Source organism: Brevundimonas poindexterae (genome assembly GCF_020524625.1).
Taxonomy (GTDB): Bacteria; Pseudomonadota; Alphaproteobacteria; order Caulobacterales; family Caulobacteraceae; genus Brevundimonas; species Brevundimonas poindexterae_A.
The window spans coordinates 307,142-320,729 of sequence record NZ_JAIVLL010000002.1 but is presented as its reverse complement, the minus strand read 5'-3'; the positions used below and the strand labels follow the sequence as shown (position 1 = coordinate 320,729).

Below are 13,588 nucleotides of genomic sequence, written 5' to 3'. Positions count from 1 at the left end.
TCCGTACCGCCACAGCCGGAGGCAAGGCATGCGTATCACTGGAAAGCCGTTCACCGTCGCGGGTGCCGCACTGGCCTGCGGCCTCGTCCTCGGCCTGACGTCCGGCACCGCCTTCGCCCAGGACGCGGCTGCGGCCAGCCTGCCGAACGCCTTTGACAATTCGCCCCGCGCGGCGGCCCCCGCGCCGGTCCAGGCCGCTCCGACGGACGAGGCCCCCGACGTCGCCCGTGGCCGCGAGACCCTGATGGCCGTCATCGAGGACGCCCAGGACGGCGCGCTCGACTTCACCGCCTTCAGCGAGGATGTGGCCGGTCGCCTGCGCCCGGTCGAGGCCGATCTGACCGGCGCCATCCAGAGCTTCGGCGACCTCGAGGACATCACCTATGTCGGGCGCCAGAACGGGGCCGACATGTTCGAGGTGCGCTTCTCGGAACTGGTGACCCAATGGGTGATCGGCTTCGATGCCGACGACCACATCGCCGTGCTGCTGTTCCGCGAGGCCCCGGCCGAAGCCGCCGCTGAAGCCGCCCCGACCGCCAACTAGTCCGCGTCCGGGCGGCCCCGGGCGCTCTTGATCTGCGACCGGCGCGTCTTGGCCTTGAGCCGCCGTTCCTTTGACGCCCGCGTGGGCCGGGTCGCAATCCGCGGCCGCGGCGGTGCCGTCACCGAATCGATCAGGGCATGCAGCCGGTCGATGGCGTCCTGACGATTGCGCTCCTGCGTGCGAAAGCGCGTCGCCGTCAGCACCAGAATCCCCTCCAGGGTCAGCCGCCGCCCCGCCGCCTTCAGCAGCCGCGCGCGCACGCCCTCCGGCAGGCTGGGCGAGCCCCGGGCGTCAAAGCGCAGCTCGACCGCCGTCGCCACCTTGTTGACGTTCTGGCCCCCCGGGCCCCCGGCCCGAAAGAACCGGAATTCAAGCTCGTCCTCGCCGATACGGATCATCCCGACAGTCTAGCGCGCCGCCCGCCGCCACACTATGCTCGCCCCGACCGCACGGTCACGCGGGTGTAGCTCAATGGTAGAGCAGCAGCTTCCCAAGCTGACGACGAGGGTTCGATTCCCTTCACCCGCTCCAGCGTCTGCTGTGCCGCGATCAGCGCGACGGTGACGCCGCCGCGAAACTGGCTCCGCGTTCGGAGCAATCTTCGCGATTCAGACGCCGCAATGTCATCAAGCCGCGCGGGCTCGGGTGATCGGGTCCGGGGTAAGACCGTCCGCAATCGGAGCGGACGTCACTTGTCCGTCTCCTGAAGATTTCAGGGGCCCGGTTCGGGTCGGCGGGGCAAGTGTCGGTGATCCGCAGCGTATCCATCTCCCAGGTCTGGCCGATCGCCTGGCCCGCCCGTCGTGAGACGGCGGCCGGGACGGGCCTGCGTCTGCCCGCGCCACGTCGCTGGGCCGAGATCGCGCTCGCCCTCCTGATCCTCATCCAGCTGGTGCGGCTGGGTGCCCTGCTGGTGGCGCCGGCTCCAACCGCTTTACCCGGTGAGGCGCCGGTCGCAGACGCCGGGGTCCTGTCGCGCTTCGATGCCTTCTTCCACACGGGCGAGCCCAGCAGTCTGGCGGGCATCACCCAGGCGGGCAGCGAGCAACTGCGCCTGTTCGGCGTGCGGGCCGGTGCCGGCGGGGGCGGCTCGGCCATCCTCGGTCTGCCCGACGGCACCCAGCTGTCGGTCGGGGTCGGCGAGGAGATCCAGCCGGGTCTGATCCTGCGCGCCGTGGCCGAAGACCATGTGACGGTCGCGCGCGGCACCTCGGTCAGCCGCATCGACTTTGGCGAATTGCCGGTCGGGGCGGCGTCCGTGCCCCCACCGCCGACCACGCCGCAGGTTGTGGCTCCGCCGCGCCCGGCGCCGACCGCTCCGGCGGCGACCGCGGCCGCAGTTGTCGACCCAGAGCGTCTGATGGCCGAGGCCGGCCTGCGCCCCCGCATGCAGGGCCTGTCGGTCAACGGCCTGACCGTCACGGCCCGGGGCGACAGTCCCCAGCTGGCCGCCGCCGGACTGCGGGCCGGCGACGTCATCCTGTCGGTCAACGGCATCGCCCTGGACGGCCCCTCTGCCCTCAATCGCCTGCGCACCGATCTGGCCCAGGCGCCGGAAGCCGTCATCCGCTTCGAGCGGGACGGCACCCCCCAGACCACCACCGTAAGGACCCGCCCGTGATCCGGTCGTCTTCCCGACTTTTCGGCCGCCTGGCCGCCCTGATGCTTGCGGCCCTGGTCGTGCAGGCGGGGCTGCCCTTTACCGCCGCCAGGGCCCAGGAGCGCCAGATCCTGAATGTGCAGGGTGCCGACATCCGCGCCTTCATCCAGGACATCGCCCGCTCGACCGGCCGGACCTTCATCGTCGATCCGGCGGTGACCGGCACGGTGACGGTCACCAGCGACCGGCCCCTGACGCCGGCCGAGACCTATGAGGTGTTCCTCTCGACCCTGCGCGCCAATGGTCTGGTGGTCATCCCGACCGGATCGGGCGCCTATCGCATCGCCCCAGCCCAGGGTGCGGCGCAAGGGCCGGCGACCGTGGGGACCGAGCGCTTCTCGACCGAAGTCTTCCAGCTGCACCACATCGACGCGGCCTCGGCGGCCGAGACCATTCGCCCGCTGGTCGGGCCGCAGGGCCAGGTGCTGGCCAACCCCAACAGCAATACGGTGGTGGTGGCGGACTTCGTCGACAATCTGGCGCGCGTGCGCGCCCTGATCGCGCGCATCGACGTGGACCGCACCGACATCGTCGTCGTCACGCTCGAAAACTCCTCGGCGCGCGAGATTGCCGCCGTGCTGGACGAGGTGCTGGCCCCGGTCGGGGGTCAGGCGGGGCAGGGACTGGTCAAGGTGACGGCGGTCGAGAGTTCCAACTCCATCGTCCTGCGCGGCGAGCCCGCGGCCCTGACCCGGGTCCAGTCGCTGATCTTCGACCTCGACCAGCGGGCCCTGACCTCAGACGACGTCCGCGTGGTCTTCCTCGAACACATCGACGCCGAACAACTGCTGCCCGTGCTGCAACAGATCGTCGGACAGGCGGTCTCGACCGAGGCGGCTTCGGCGGGGGGCGAGGGAGCCGACAGTGCAGCGGCCCCGCCCGCGCCCGGCCAGCGCGCCACCATCGCCCGCTATCCCGGTGCCAACGCCCTGGTGATCTCGGCCCCGCCCGAGACCCAGCGCATGCTGGGCGATGTGATCGCCCAGCTGGACCGCCGCCGCCAGCAGGTCCTGATCGAGGCCATTGTCGTCGAGTTGTCGGACAATGCCGTGCGCGAACTGGGCGTCCAGTGGCTGCTGGCGGGCGAGGACGGCAATCCGATCCTGGCGACCAACTACACCGACCGGGCCGCGCCGCTGCTGTCGGTCGGCGGGGCGCTGGCCGGTCGCGATCTGGATGCAGACGATCCCCTGCGCGACCAGCTGGCGACCGCGGCGGTCAATGGCCTGCTGGGCGCCAACGGCTTCATCGGCGGCGGCGGCGGGCGGATCGGCGATGCCCTGTTCGGCTTCATCATCAATGCGGCCAAGACCGACTCGGGCTCGAACCTGCTGCAGACCCCCTCGCTGATGACCCTCGACAATGAGGAGGCCACCATCCTCGTCGGTCAGGAAGTGCCGATCACCACCGGCGAGACCCTGCTGAACGGCAATGACAATCCCTTCCGCACGACCCAGCGTCAGGACATCGGCGTCAAGCTGATCGTCCGGCCCCAGATCAACGCCGGCGGCTCGGTGACCCTGTTCATCCGCCAGGAGGTGTCGAGCATCAACGGCATCCTCAGCAGCAACGCCAACGACCTGATCCTCGACAAGCGCGAGCTGGAGACCACCCTCGTGGTCGACGACGGTGACATCGCCGTGGCCGGGGGCCTGCTGGACCAGAACGACCGGCTGTCGGTCGACCGCGTCCCCGTGCTGTCCGACGTGCCGCTGATCGGTGGCCTGTTCCGCTCGGAGAGCCGCCAGCGTGGCCGCACCAATCTGATGATCTTCATCCGCCCGACCATCATCCGCAGCCCGGCCGACGCCCAGCGCCTGACCGCCGACCGCTGGGGTTATATGCGTCAGGAACAGCTGCGCGTGGCCCCGGATCAGGAGCCCAGCCTCGACGAACTGCTGCGCGACTACATCCGCACCCAGCCGCCCGTGCCCCCGCAGTACCTTGAGGCCGCCCCGGTCGCCCCGGTGGCCGGCGAGACCCTGCCGCCGGTGCAGCCCTGATCCCATGACCGCGCCGGCCGTTCCTTCCCTCAGCTATGCCTTTGCCAAGCGCCACGGTGTGGCGGTGATCGCGCTCGGCGATGTGGCCGAGGTGGCCCTGCGCGAGGGGGCCGATCCCCTGGCGCTGGTCGAGGCCCGGCGCGTGCTGGGCCGGCCGCTGAAGGTCGAGCCGGTCAGCCGCAGCGCCTTTGATCGTCTGCTGTCCGAGGCCTATGCGGGCGATCCGCTGGCGGGCCCGGACGCCGGTGACGACCTGGCCCTGCCCGGCGGCCTCGACAGTCTGGTCGACGAGATGCCGGCCGCCGCCGACCTGCTGGACACCACCGACGACGCCCCGGTCATCCGGCTGATCAACGGCCTGATCGCCGAGGCCGTGCGCGCCGGCGCCTCGGACATCCACCTCGAGCCCTATGAGCAGGCGCTGATCGTGCGCATGCGCGTCGACGGGGTGCTGAAGGAAGCCGTGACCCTCAACCCCCGCCTGACGCCCGTCGTGGTGTCGCGGATCAAGGTCATGGCGCGCCTCGACATCGCTGAAAAGCGCATCCCGCAGGACGGCCGTATTCCGCTGGCGCTGGGCGGCAAGACGCTTGACGTGCGCGTCTCGACCCTGCCGTCGCGGGCGGGCGAACGGGTCGTGCTGCGGATCCTCGACAAGGATCAGGCGGGCCTCGGCCTGCGCGACCTCGGTATGGATGAGGCCACGCTCGGCGCCTATGAGGCGGCCCTGGCCGAACCGAACGGCATCCTTCTGGTCACCGGCCCGACCGGCTCTGGCAAGACCACGACCCTCTATGCGGGCCTGTCGCTGCTCAACACCGGCACGCGCAACATCCTGACGGTCGAGGACCCGGTCGAATATGCGGTCGAGGGCGTCGGCCAGACCCAGGTGAATGCCAAGGTCGGCATGACCTTCGCCGCCGGGCTGCGCGCCATCCTGCGTCAGGACCCCGACGTGGTCATGGTTGGCGAGATCCGCGACGTCGAGACCGCCTCGATCGCGGTGCAGGCCGCCCTGACCGGTCACCTGGTCCTGTCGACCGTGCACACCAATGACGCCGCCGGGGCCGTCACACGCCTGCGCGACATGGGGGTAGAGCCCTTCCTGCTGGCCTCGACCCTGCGCCTGATCATGGCCCAGAGGCTGGTGCGGCGTCTCTGCCCCCATTGCCATACGCCCGAGGTCGCCGATGCGGCGACCGCGCGGCTGGTCGGCATTGCGCCAGGCCAGACGGTCTGGCGGCCGACGGGTTGCGACGCCTGCGGCCAGACCGGCTATGTCGGACGGGTGGGCCTCTACGAGACGATCCGCGTCACCGACACCCTGCGTCGGCTGATCACCACCGGCGCCGACGAGGCCGCCATCAATGCCGAGGCGCTCGGGGACGGGCGGACGCTGGCCGGTCAGGCGCGGGCGCTGGTGCTGGACGGCACGACCTCGGTCGAGGAGGCGCTGCGCGTCACCCGCACCCGGTCCGAGGACCTGCCGCCGATCGAGGCCGTGGCCTGATGCCCCGCTTCGACTATGTGGCCGTGGACGGCGCCGGGCGCACGGTGACCGGCAGTGTCGAGGCCCGCGACCTCGCCCTGGCCCGCGATCAGCTGGGCCGAAAGCAGCTTATGCCGCTCGAGGTCCAGCTTGGCCGTGGCGTTTCGCGTACCGGGACCACCGGCCCGGCGCGCGGCACCCGGCTGGATGCCCGGGCGCTGGCGCTCGCCACCCGCCAGCTCGCCACCCTGATCGCGGTCGTGCCGGTCGAGGAGGCGGTTCGCACCCTTGCGCTCCAGGCCGAAAAACCGAAGGTCCGACGCTGTCTCGAGGCCGTGCACAAGGGGGTGGTTGAGGGCCGCCGCCTGTCCGAAGCGATGGGCGAACAGGGCCGGGCCTTTCCGCCACTCTACCGCGCCATGATCGCGGCGGGCGAGTCCTCGGGCGCGCTCCAGCCGATCCTCGAGCGGCTGGCCGACGGGCTGGAGCGCGAGCAGGAAGTGCGCGGCAAGGTCATCACCGCCCTGGTCTATCCCGCCGCCCTGGCGGTCGTGGCGCTGGCCGTCATCACCGCCCTGATGACCTTTGTCGTGCCGAAGGTCGTCGACCAGTTCACCAGCATGAACCAGCAGCTGCCCCTGCTGACGCGGATCATCATCGGCATCTCCCACGCCATGCGCGACTGGGGCTGGGTGGCGGCCCTCGGGCTGGTCTGCGCGGGGGCGCTGGCCGGCCTTGCCCTGCGGCGCCCGGCGCTCAGGCTGAAGGCCGACACCGCCCTGCTGCGCCTGCCGGTCATCGGACGGCTGATCCGCGATCTGCACGCCGCGCGCATGGCCCGCACCCTGTCGACCATGATCGCCTCGGGCCTGCCGGTGCTGGAGGGACTGAACCTCACGGCCCGCACGGTCTCGAACACCCGTCTGGCCGCCGCCACCCGCACCATGGCCGAGGTGGTGCGCGAGGGGGGCTCCCTGTCCGGGGCCATGCGCCGCGCCGATGTGTTTCCGCCGCTGCTGGTTCACATGACCGCCTCGGGCGAGGGCTCGGGCCGGCTGGAGCCCCTGCTGGACCGCGCCGCCGACTATATGGACCGCGAATTCGCCACCTTCACCGCCGTCATGCTCAGCTTGCTGGAGCCCGGCATCATCATCGTCATGGGCGGTGTGGTGGCCCTGATCGTCCTGTCGATCCTGCTGCCCATCCTCCAGATCAACACCCTCGCCGCCGTATGAGGCCCGCCATGAAGACCCTCCGTATGAACACGATCCTCCCCCGTCCTTCACGGGGGAGGGGGACCGCCCGAAGGGGGGTGGAGGGGGCGACCTTCGCACGCCGGCGCCCGGGTTCCGCCCCCTCCACCGCTCCGCCGTCCCCCTCCCCCGAAGCTGCGCGTCGGGGGAGGAGCGGCTTCACCCTCGTCGAGATGATGGTGACCATCGTCATCATCGGCCTGCTGGCCACGGTGGTGATCATCAATGTGCTGCCCAGCCAGGACAAGGCGATGATCGGCAAGGCGCGCGCTGACCTCGCCACGCTCGAGAATGCGCTGGAGCAGTACCGGCTGGACATGCTGGCCTTCCCGACGACGGGCGAGGGGCTGTCGGCCCTGACGACCGTGCCGTCCGGTTCGACCCGCGCCGACCGCTATCGGCCCGGCGGCTACATCCGCCGCCTGCCGGAAGACCCGTGGGGCAATGCCTATCAATACCGCCGCGAGAGCGAGCACGGTCAGACCTTCGACGTCTTCTCATACGGCGCCGACGGCAAGCCGGGAGGCGAGGGCAATGACGCCGACATCGGCAACTGGCAGGGCTGAGATCCTCCCCTGCGAAGCGGGGGAGGGGGACCACGGAGTGGTGGAGGGGGCAAAACCCGGACACCGACGCCTGACGGTCGCCCCCACCACCCCCCTTCGGGCGGTCCCCCTCCCCCGTAGAGGACGGGGGAGGATGGGCTTCACCCTGGTCGAGATGATGGTGACGGTGGCCATCCTAGGCCTGGCCGCCAGTGCCGTGGTGCTGGCCGCGCCCGATCCGGTGCCGCGCCTGCCGGTCGAGGCGGAGCGACTGGCTGCCCATCTGGTGCGGGCCCGCGAGGAATCCCTGCTGACCAATCGCCCGGTGGCCGTTGACATCGGCCCGGCCGGCTATGGCTTTCGGGTCCGGGCCGAGGGCGGCTGGACGCCGCTGACCGTCGGCCCGTTCGACCGCGTCGCGTGGGAAGACGGCACGCGCGCCGCGCCGGACACGACCGTGCTTTTCGATCCTGTGGGACTGGCTGAGCCGGCCACCCTGACGCTCAGCCGGGACGGCGCGCGCGCCACCGTCCATATCGACCTCGCCGGGGAGGTGCGGGTCGAATGATGCGACGCCGGGCCGGACGCGGGGGCTTCACCCTGATCGAGATGATGGTGGCGCTGGCGGTCTTCAGCCTGGCGGCGCTCGCCCTGCTGCGCATGACGACCGAGAACACCCGCACGGCGGCCGAGCTGGAGACCCGCACCCTCGCCGGCATTGTCGCCGACAATCTGGCGGTTCAGGCGCTGGTGGCGGTCGACCCTCCGGCCCCCGGCGAAACGGCCGGCGAAACCGAGCTGGGCGGACGCCGCTGGATGTGGCGCCGCATCGTCAGCGGCACGGGCGATCCGTCGCTGACGCGGATCGAGGTGCGCGTCTCTGATGACGGGGTCTGGACCGCGGCCGAGGCCGTCCTGTTCCGGGCGGTGTCGTGATGCGCAGACGGACCCGCGCGGGCTTCACCCTCACCGAGGTGCTGATCGCCCTGACCATCTTCGCCCTGATCGCGGCGGCGGGCACCGCCGTGATGGGCGTGTCGATCGACAGCCGCTTTACGGTCAAGGCGGCCTCCGACCGGCTGGCCGCGGTCCAGCGGATGCGCGCCCTGCTGAAGGCCGATGTCAGTCAGGCCGTGGCCCGTCCGCTGCCCGGCGGCGATGGCGGTACCCCCCTGCGTACCCGGGCGGTGCCGGGGGCTGACCCCACCCTCGTCCTGGCCCTGACCCGCACGGGCGCCGGTGTCGGTCTGGACGAGGACGGCTCGGGCCTGATCGGCATCGAATACCATCTGGTCGGCGACCGGCTGGAGCGCCGGGTTCGCCCGCATCCGGACGCGCCCGGACCGGGTGTGGTCCAGGTTCTGGCCACGGGGGTCAGCCGGGCCGAGGCGCGCTTTGTCGTCTATGGCGCCGAGGTGCCGGTGTTCGAGCCGCGCCTGCGTCTGCCCATGCCCGACGCCGTGCATCTGGAGCTGACGCTCGAGGATTATGGCGCGCTCGACCAGTGGCTGCTGATCGGAAGCGGCCGATGAGGCGCGACCGGCGAGACCGCAAGGGCATGGCCCTGCTGACCGTGCTGCTGATGGTGACCGTCATGGCCGCCATCGCCGTGGCCCTGCTGGACGATGTGCGGTTTGGCACGCGGCGCGCCTCCAACCTGTCCTCGGTCGGTCAGGCCCAGTGGTACGCCCTCGGGGCCGAGGCGCTGGCCCGCACCCGGATCCAGCGCCTTCTGCGCCAGGCCGGGCCGGTCACCCCCGTTGAGCCCGCCTGGAACGGGACGCCCTTCGCCTTCCCGGTCGAGGCCGGTCAGATCACCGCCGTGGTCCGCGACGGCCAGGCCTGCTTCAATCTGAACAGCGTCGTCTCCGGGATCGAGGGGGCGTACATCGCCCGTCCGCGCGGGGCCGAACAGCTGGTGGCGCTGGGCCGGGCGCTCGGCGTCGATGAAGGTCGGATGCGGGCCGTGGCCGATGCCCTGACCGACTGGATCGACAGCGACCAGACCCCCTTGCCGCGCGGGGCCGAGACCGCCGCCTACGCCGGGCGCGAACAGCCGCTGAGGACCCCCGGTACCCTGTTGCTCGAAGCCGGCGAGCTGCGTCTGATCCGGGGCGTGGATGCCGAGGTCTATGGCCGGCTCCGGCCCTTCGTCTGCGCCCTGCCGACCCCCGACCTGTCGCCGATCAATCCGAACACGCTTTCGGTCGATGACGCGCCCCTGCTGGTGATGTTGAGCGAAGGCCGACTGAACCCCGCCCGGGCCCGCGCCGCCATCGCCGCCCGCCCACGCGGCGGCTGGCGCGACATCGGCGCCTTCTGGAGCCAGCCCGCCCTGGCCGAGGCGACCCCGACCTCCGAGGTCTATGACCAGCTGACCCTGACGACGCGCTATTTTGCCTTCCGCAGCGACGTCGAATTCGCAGGGGCGCGGGTCACGCGCACCGCCCTGTTCCGAACCCTTCCCGACGGCCGTGTCGAAACGGTCGCCCATCGCTGGACTGCCGACCGATGAGCCGAACCCGCCTTGTGCTGCTGCCTGCCGACCCGGGGGCTGCCGCCCCCTTCCTGATGCTCGACGACGACGGGCGGGTGCTGGAGCGCGGGCACCTGTCCGTGGACGGCCCGGTCCTGTCGGGCGCCCGCGTGCGCACGGTGGCCATCGTCCCGGGCACCGAGGTGCTGGTGCGCTGGCTGACCCTGCCCGCCGGACGCGCGGTCCAGCAGAGGGCTGCGGCGCTCTGGGCCCTGCGCGAGGATCTGGCGGTCGATCCCGCCTCGATGCGGGTCGCGCTCGGGCCTGACGCCGTAGGCTCGCCGCGTCTGGTGGCGGCGGTCGACGACGCCCGTCTTGGCGAGTGGACCGGCCGTCTGGCGACGCTCGGTGTCGAGGGCGCGACGCTCGTGCCCGACTGTCTGGTGCCGGACGCACCGGAGGAGGCTGACCGTCTGCGCAGTCTCGTCTTCGGTCCGGCGGTCGCCGTGCGGGGGCAGGGGCTGGCCGTTTCCGTCCAGCCCGATCTGGTGCCGGTGATCGCCGCCGGTCGCACCGTCGAGCCGATCGACAGCGAGGCCGCGGTCGAGGCCCGACTGATCGCGACGGCTCTTGCCCCGCCGGTCGACCTCGGCGGCGGCCAGTCCCGTCCGGTGTCCGGCGAGGGGTGGAAGGCCTGGCGGCTGGCCGCCGGTCTGGCGCTGGCCCTGTTGCTCTCGCCGCTGGTGCTGGCCGCAGCGGCCGCCATCCGCGACGACATGGCCGCCAGCCGCCTGAACGCCGCGGCGGCGGAGCGGGCCCGCGCCCTGTTCCCCGACATGGCCGCCGATGCCGATCCGCTGGACGAGGCACAGCGGCGTCTGGCCCTGACGCCGCCCCCGGGCGGGGTGGCGGTGGCCGCCTCGGTCCTGTTCCAGGCGCTGGAGGGCGTGCCCGGGGCCGAGCTGGACAGCCTGACCGCCGATCCCGTCGCCGGGGTCCGGGCCACGGTCAGCTATGCGGCGTTCCAGGACCTGCAGGCCATCCGCGAGGCGATCGAGGCGCGCGGCCTGTCCATGGTCGAGGAAGCCACGCTGGAGGAGGGCAACCGCATCGCCAGCGACATCTTGGTGGGAGCGAAGGCATGAGGGCGGTGACGGACTGGCTGGCGGGGCGGACGCCGCGCGAGCGCTGGATGCTGATCGGGCTGGCGCTGATCGCCGGGGGTATTCTGGTCTTCTATGGCCTCATCCAGCCGCTGTACGGCTGGCGCGAGGCGGCAGCGGAGCGACGCGCCGACGCCGCCGAGGCCACCCGGCTGATCGCGGCGGCGGAGGCTCGCCTCCAGCCCGGTGCCACCTCGGACCCGGCCCGGCTGGCCGAGGTGGCCGGTCCGCTGGCCGAGGCCGAGGGCCTGACCGTCGAACTGTCCCCCGGCGAGGACGGCGGTCTGGCGTTCAGCGCCCAACAGGCGCCGACGGCGGCCCTGTTCAGCTGGCTGGCCGCCCTGGAAGACCAGCACGGTATCGAGGCGGTCGCCATCAGCGTCACCGAAAACGCCGATGCGACCCTGCAGGCTCAGGGCCTGCTGGTGTCGTCTTCCGCGCGGTAGACGACCTCGCCGTCGACGATGGTCAGCACGGCCTTCGCGTTCGGCAGCTCGGCCTCGGGCGCGGTCATCAGGTCGATGTCAAAGGCGGTGAAGTCGGCGCGCTTGCCGACCTCGATGGTGCCCAGCTCGTCCTCGCGGAAGGACGCATAGGCCGGCCACAGGGTGAACATGTGCAGGGCCGTCATCCGGTCCACGGCCTCGTCCGGCCGCCAGTCGGGGCCCTGAAAGCCCGACAGGTCGCGGCGCGCCACGGCGGCATAAAATTCGATGGCCGGATCGCCGCGCTCGACGGGGGCGTCCGAGCCGCCGACCACGATCACGCCGAGGTCCACGAGGCTGTGCCAGGCATAGGCGCCGTCGAGGCGCGCATCGCCCAGCCGGGCCGGGGCGAAATGCAGATCGCCGATCGCGTGGCTGGGCTGCATGGAGGCGATGGTCGGCAGGTCCACGAACCAGCGGTAATCCGAGGGCCGCAGGATCTGCGCATGCTCGATCCGCCAGCGCACATCCGCGCCGTTCGGACGCTCCGACGCCGGCACGGCCTCCAGCGCCTCGGCGTACCATTCGGCCACCGAGGCATTGCCGCGATCGCCGATGGCGTGGGTCGCGACCTGGATGCCCGAGCGCAGCGCCGCCTCATAGACCGGCACGGCCTCCTCGCGCGTCATCTGCATCAGGCCCGTGGTGTCGGGCCGGTCGGAGTAGGGGGCGAACAGCGCCGCCCCGCGCGAGCCCAGCGCCCCGTCGGCGTACATCTTGACCGCCCGCGTGATGACCCGCCCGTCGGCGACCGAGCGCGGGCCCGAGGCGAACAGGGCGGCCGCCCCGTCGGGCGTCACGCTGTTGTAGACGCGGATCGGCGCCTCGCCCGCCTCGGCCATCTCCTCCAGCAGCGGCACATCCCCCCAGGGCGCGCTCATGAAATGGAGGCCGGTCCAGCCATAGCGGGCATAGACGGCAAAGCCGGCGCGATAGACCTCGCGCGGGGCAGCGGGCGAGTCCCGATAGCCCTCGGGCGCGCGCAGCAGGCCCATGGCCGCATCGACCAGCAGGCCGGTCGGCTGCCCGTCCGGCCCCTTCAGGATCTCGCCGCCCTCCGGGGCCACCGTCCCGGCATCGATGCCCGACAGGTCCAGCACCGGGGTCGAAACCACGGCCGCATGGCCGTCGGCGCGCCTCAGCATCACGAACCGGCCCGGCGCCGCCGCATCCAGATCGGCCGCCGTCAGGAACCGCCCCTCGGGCCAGTGGGTCTCGATCCAGCCCCGGCCGATGATCGGCCCCTCGGGGTGCGCTACCGCCCAGGCCTCCAGCCGCGCCATGGCCTCGGCCACCGAGGCCGCGCCCTCGAGGTTCAGCGTCATCTCGCGCGCGCCGATGCCGTCCAGATGCGCATGGCCGTCGGTAAAGCCGGGAAAGAGGGCCGCGCCCTTCAGGTCCACGACCGGCACCCCGGCGTGATCGGGCAGGTCCGCCGCCGCCCCGACAAAGGCGATCCGCCCGTCCCGCACCAGCACCACCTCGGCCGAGGGCGCTGCCTCGACGCCCGTGTAAACCGGCCCGCCCCGGATCAGCATGTCCTGGGCCAGCGCCCCGCCGGGCACCGCCAGCAGCAGGGCCGAAAGGGCACAAGGAAGGATGGTCGCGCGCATGGGGTCGCCTCCGTCAGATCGGGCGACCGGGGTGCAACCGTTGCGGCCTCAGGTCAAGCGGCGGGTGGGGGAGGGGAACGCCAGGGATCTGTGCCGGCGGCGCGGTGGGCCAGCAGGCGCGCGACCGCGGCCTGATGATGCGCCATCCGGTCGCGCAGCTCGGCGCGCAGGGCTTCCAGCTCCTCCGGGGAGCCGTCGTCTTCCGGGTCAGGGGCCGGACGGGCCGGTCGGGGATGCGGCATGGGCGGGGATCCTTTTCGGGAAGGAGGGCAGGGCGGTCATTCCTCCCCCCTCGGGGGAGGGGAACCGCGAAGCGGTGGAGGGGGCCGACGCGGGGCATCGGCGCCCGAGTGGCAG

General features: G+C 72.0%; 15 protein-coding genes and 1 tRNA gene. 13 read left to right on the top strand and 3 right to left on the bottom strand.

Going from position 1 to position 13,588, the window contains the following annotated elements:
- Positions 1–28: 28 nt before the first annotated feature.
- On the top strand, positions 29–544 hold the full coding sequence (locus LC068_RS07825; protein WP_226636070.1) for a hypothetical protein: 516 nt from the start codon (positions 29–31) through the stop codon (positions 542–544).
- On the opposite strand, the gene arfB is transcribed toward LC068_RS07825, so the two are convergent.
- Positions 541–942, bottom strand: a complete 402-nt coding sequence (arfB, locus tag LC068_RS07820) for an alternative ribosome rescue aminoacyl-tRNA hydrolase ArfB (RefSeq protein ID WP_226636067.1) — start codon at positions 940–942, stop codon at positions 541–543. The two genes, LC068_RS07825 and arfB, sit on opposite strands and share 4 nt — an antisense overlap.
- Positions 943–1,001: 59 nt before the next feature.
- On the opposite strand from arfB, the gene LC068_RS07815 reads away from it, so the two are divergent.
- The 12 genes from LC068_RS07815 to gspM all read left to right on the top strand — a co-directional run bounded on the left by LC068_RS07815 (position 1,002) and on the right by gspM (position 11,579).
- A tRNA-Gly gene (locus LC068_RS07815) sits at positions 1,002–1,075 on the top strand.
- 217 nt (positions 1,076–1,292) lie between these two features.
- The gene (locus LC068_RS07810; protein WP_226636065.1) at positions 1,293–2,165 is read left to right on the top strand and encodes a type II secretion system protein N; all 873 of its coding nucleotides are present in this window, start codon (positions 1,293–1,295) and stop codon (positions 2,163–2,165) included.
- Positions 2,162–4,207: a type II secretion system secretin GspD gene (gene gspD, locus LC068_RS07805; protein ID WP_226636063.1), complete on the top strand. Its 2,046-nt coding sequence runs from the start codon at positions 2,162–2,164 to the stop codon at positions 4,205–4,207. The genes LC068_RS07810 and gspD overlap by 4 nt, the downstream gene beginning before the upstream one ends.
- 4 nt (positions 4,208–4,211) lie before the next feature.
- A complete protein-coding gene (gene gspE / locus LC068_RS07800; RefSeq protein ID WP_226636061.1) occupies positions 4,212–5,717 on the top strand; it encodes a type II secretion system ATPase GspE in 1,506 nt (501 codons plus the stop codon).
- Positions 5,717–6,931: a type II secretion system inner membrane protein GspF gene (gspF, locus tag LC068_RS07795; RefSeq protein ID WP_226636059.1), complete on the top strand. Its 1,215-nt coding sequence runs from the start codon at positions 5,717–5,719 to the stop codon at positions 6,929–6,931. Before gspE ends, gspF begins: the two co-directional genes overlap by 1 nt.
- A gap of 77 nt (positions 6,932–7,008) precedes the next feature.
- Positions 7,009–7,515 (top strand): type II secretion system major pseudopilin GspG, encoded by a 507-nt coding sequence (gspG, locus tag LC068_RS07790; RefSeq protein WP_404825208.1) that lies wholly within the window; start codon positions 7,009–7,011, stop codon positions 7,513–7,515.
- A 133-nt stretch (positions 7,516–7,648) separates the two neighbouring features.
- On the top strand, positions 7,649–8,062 hold the full coding sequence (locus LC068_RS07785; protein WP_226636055.1) for a GspH/FimT family pseudopilin: 414 nt from the start codon (positions 7,649–7,651) through the stop codon (positions 8,060–8,062).
- Entirely contained in the window at positions 8,059–8,430 is a 372-nt protein-coding gene (gspI, locus tag LC068_RS07780) for a type II secretion system minor pseudopilin GspI (protein ID WP_226636052.1), read from the top strand. The genes LC068_RS07785 and gspI overlap by 4 nt, the downstream gene beginning before the upstream one ends.
- Complete coding sequence (gene gspJ, locus LC068_RS07775; RefSeq protein WP_226636050.1) at positions 8,430–9,026, top strand: type II secretion system minor pseudopilin GspJ; 597 nt, start codon at positions 8,430–8,432, stop codon at positions 9,024–9,026. Before gspI ends, gspJ begins: the two co-directional genes overlap by 1 nt.
- On the top strand, positions 9,023–10,009 hold the full coding sequence (gene gspK, locus LC068_RS07770; RefSeq protein WP_226636048.1) for a type II secretion system minor pseudopilin GspK: 987 nt from the start codon (positions 9,023–9,025) through the stop codon (positions 10,007–10,009). The genes gspJ and gspK overlap by 4 nt, the downstream gene beginning before the upstream one ends.
- Entirely contained in the window at positions 10,006–11,115 is a 1,110-nt protein-coding gene (gspL, locus tag LC068_RS07765) for a type II secretion system protein GspL (RefSeq protein ID WP_226636046.1), read from the top strand. The genes gspK and gspL overlap by 4 nt, the downstream gene beginning before the upstream one ends.
- Positions 11,112–11,579 (top strand): type II secretion system protein GspM, encoded by a 468-nt coding sequence (gene gspM, locus LC068_RS07760; RefSeq protein WP_226636044.1) that lies wholly within the window; start codon positions 11,112–11,114, stop codon positions 11,577–11,579. Before gspL ends, gspM begins: the two co-directional genes overlap by 4 nt.
- Here the strand turns inward: gspM and LC068_RS07755 are convergent.
- On the bottom strand, positions 11,546–13,231 hold the full coding sequence (locus tag LC068_RS07755) for an amidohydrolase (protein ID WP_226636042.1): 1,686 nt from the start codon (positions 13,229–13,231) through the stop codon (positions 11,546–11,548). The genes gspM and LC068_RS07755 overlap by 34 nt on opposite strands.
- Positions 13,232–13,284: 53 nt before the next feature.
- Positions 13,285–13,473, bottom strand: a complete 189-nt coding sequence (locus LC068_RS07750; protein ID WP_226636040.1) for a hypothetical protein — start codon at positions 13,471–13,473, stop codon at positions 13,285–13,287.
- Positions 13,474–13,588 lie beyond the last annotated feature (115 nt).

Excerpts from the sequence above, each read along its gene's own strand:
- LC068_RS07825 (WP_226636070.1), top strand. The coding sequence starts at position 29 with ATGCGTATCACTGGAAAGCCGTTCACCGTCGCGGGTGCCGCACTGGCC.
- arfB (WP_226636067.1), bottom strand. The coding sequence starts at position 942 with ATGATCCGTATCGGCGAGGACGAGCTTGAATTCCGGTTCTTTCGGGCC.
- gspE (WP_226636061.1), top strand. The coding sequence starts at position 4,212 with ATGACCGCGCCGGCCGTTCCTTCCCTCAGCTATGCCTTTGCCAAGCGC.
- gspF (WP_226636059.1), top strand. The coding sequence starts at position 5,717 with ATGCCCCGCTTCGACTATGTGGCCGTGGACGGCGCCGGGCGCACGGTG.
- LC068_RS07785 (WP_226636055.1), top strand. The coding sequence starts at position 7,649 with ATGGGCTTCACCCTGGTCGAGATGATGGTGACGGTGGCCATCCTAGGC.
- gspI (WP_226636052.1), top strand. The coding sequence starts at position 8,059 with ATGATGCGACGCCGGGCCGGACGCGGGGGCTTCACCCTGATCGAGATG.
- gspJ (WP_226636050.1), top strand. The coding sequence starts at position 8,430 with ATGCGCAGACGGACCCGCGCGGGCTTCACCCTCACCGAGGTGCTGATC.
- gspK (WP_226636048.1), top strand. The coding sequence starts at position 9,023 with ATGAGGCGCGACCGGCGAGACCGCAAGGGCATGGCCCTGCTGACCGTG.
- gspL (WP_226636046.1), top strand. The coding sequence starts at position 10,006 with ATGAGCCGAACCCGCCTTGTGCTGCTGCCTGCCGACCCGGGGGCTGCC.
- gspM (WP_226636044.1), top strand. The coding sequence starts at position 11,112 with ATGAGGGCGGTGACGGACTGGCTGGCGGGGCGGACGCCGCGCGAGCGC.
- LC068_RS07755 (WP_226636042.1), bottom strand. The coding sequence starts at position 13,231 with ATGCGCGCGACCATCCTTCCTTGTGCCCTTTCGGCCCTGCTGCTGGCG.
- LC068_RS07750 (WP_226636040.1), bottom strand. The coding sequence starts at position 13,473 with ATGCCGCATCCCCGACCGGCCCGTCCGGCCCCTGACCCGGAAGACGAC.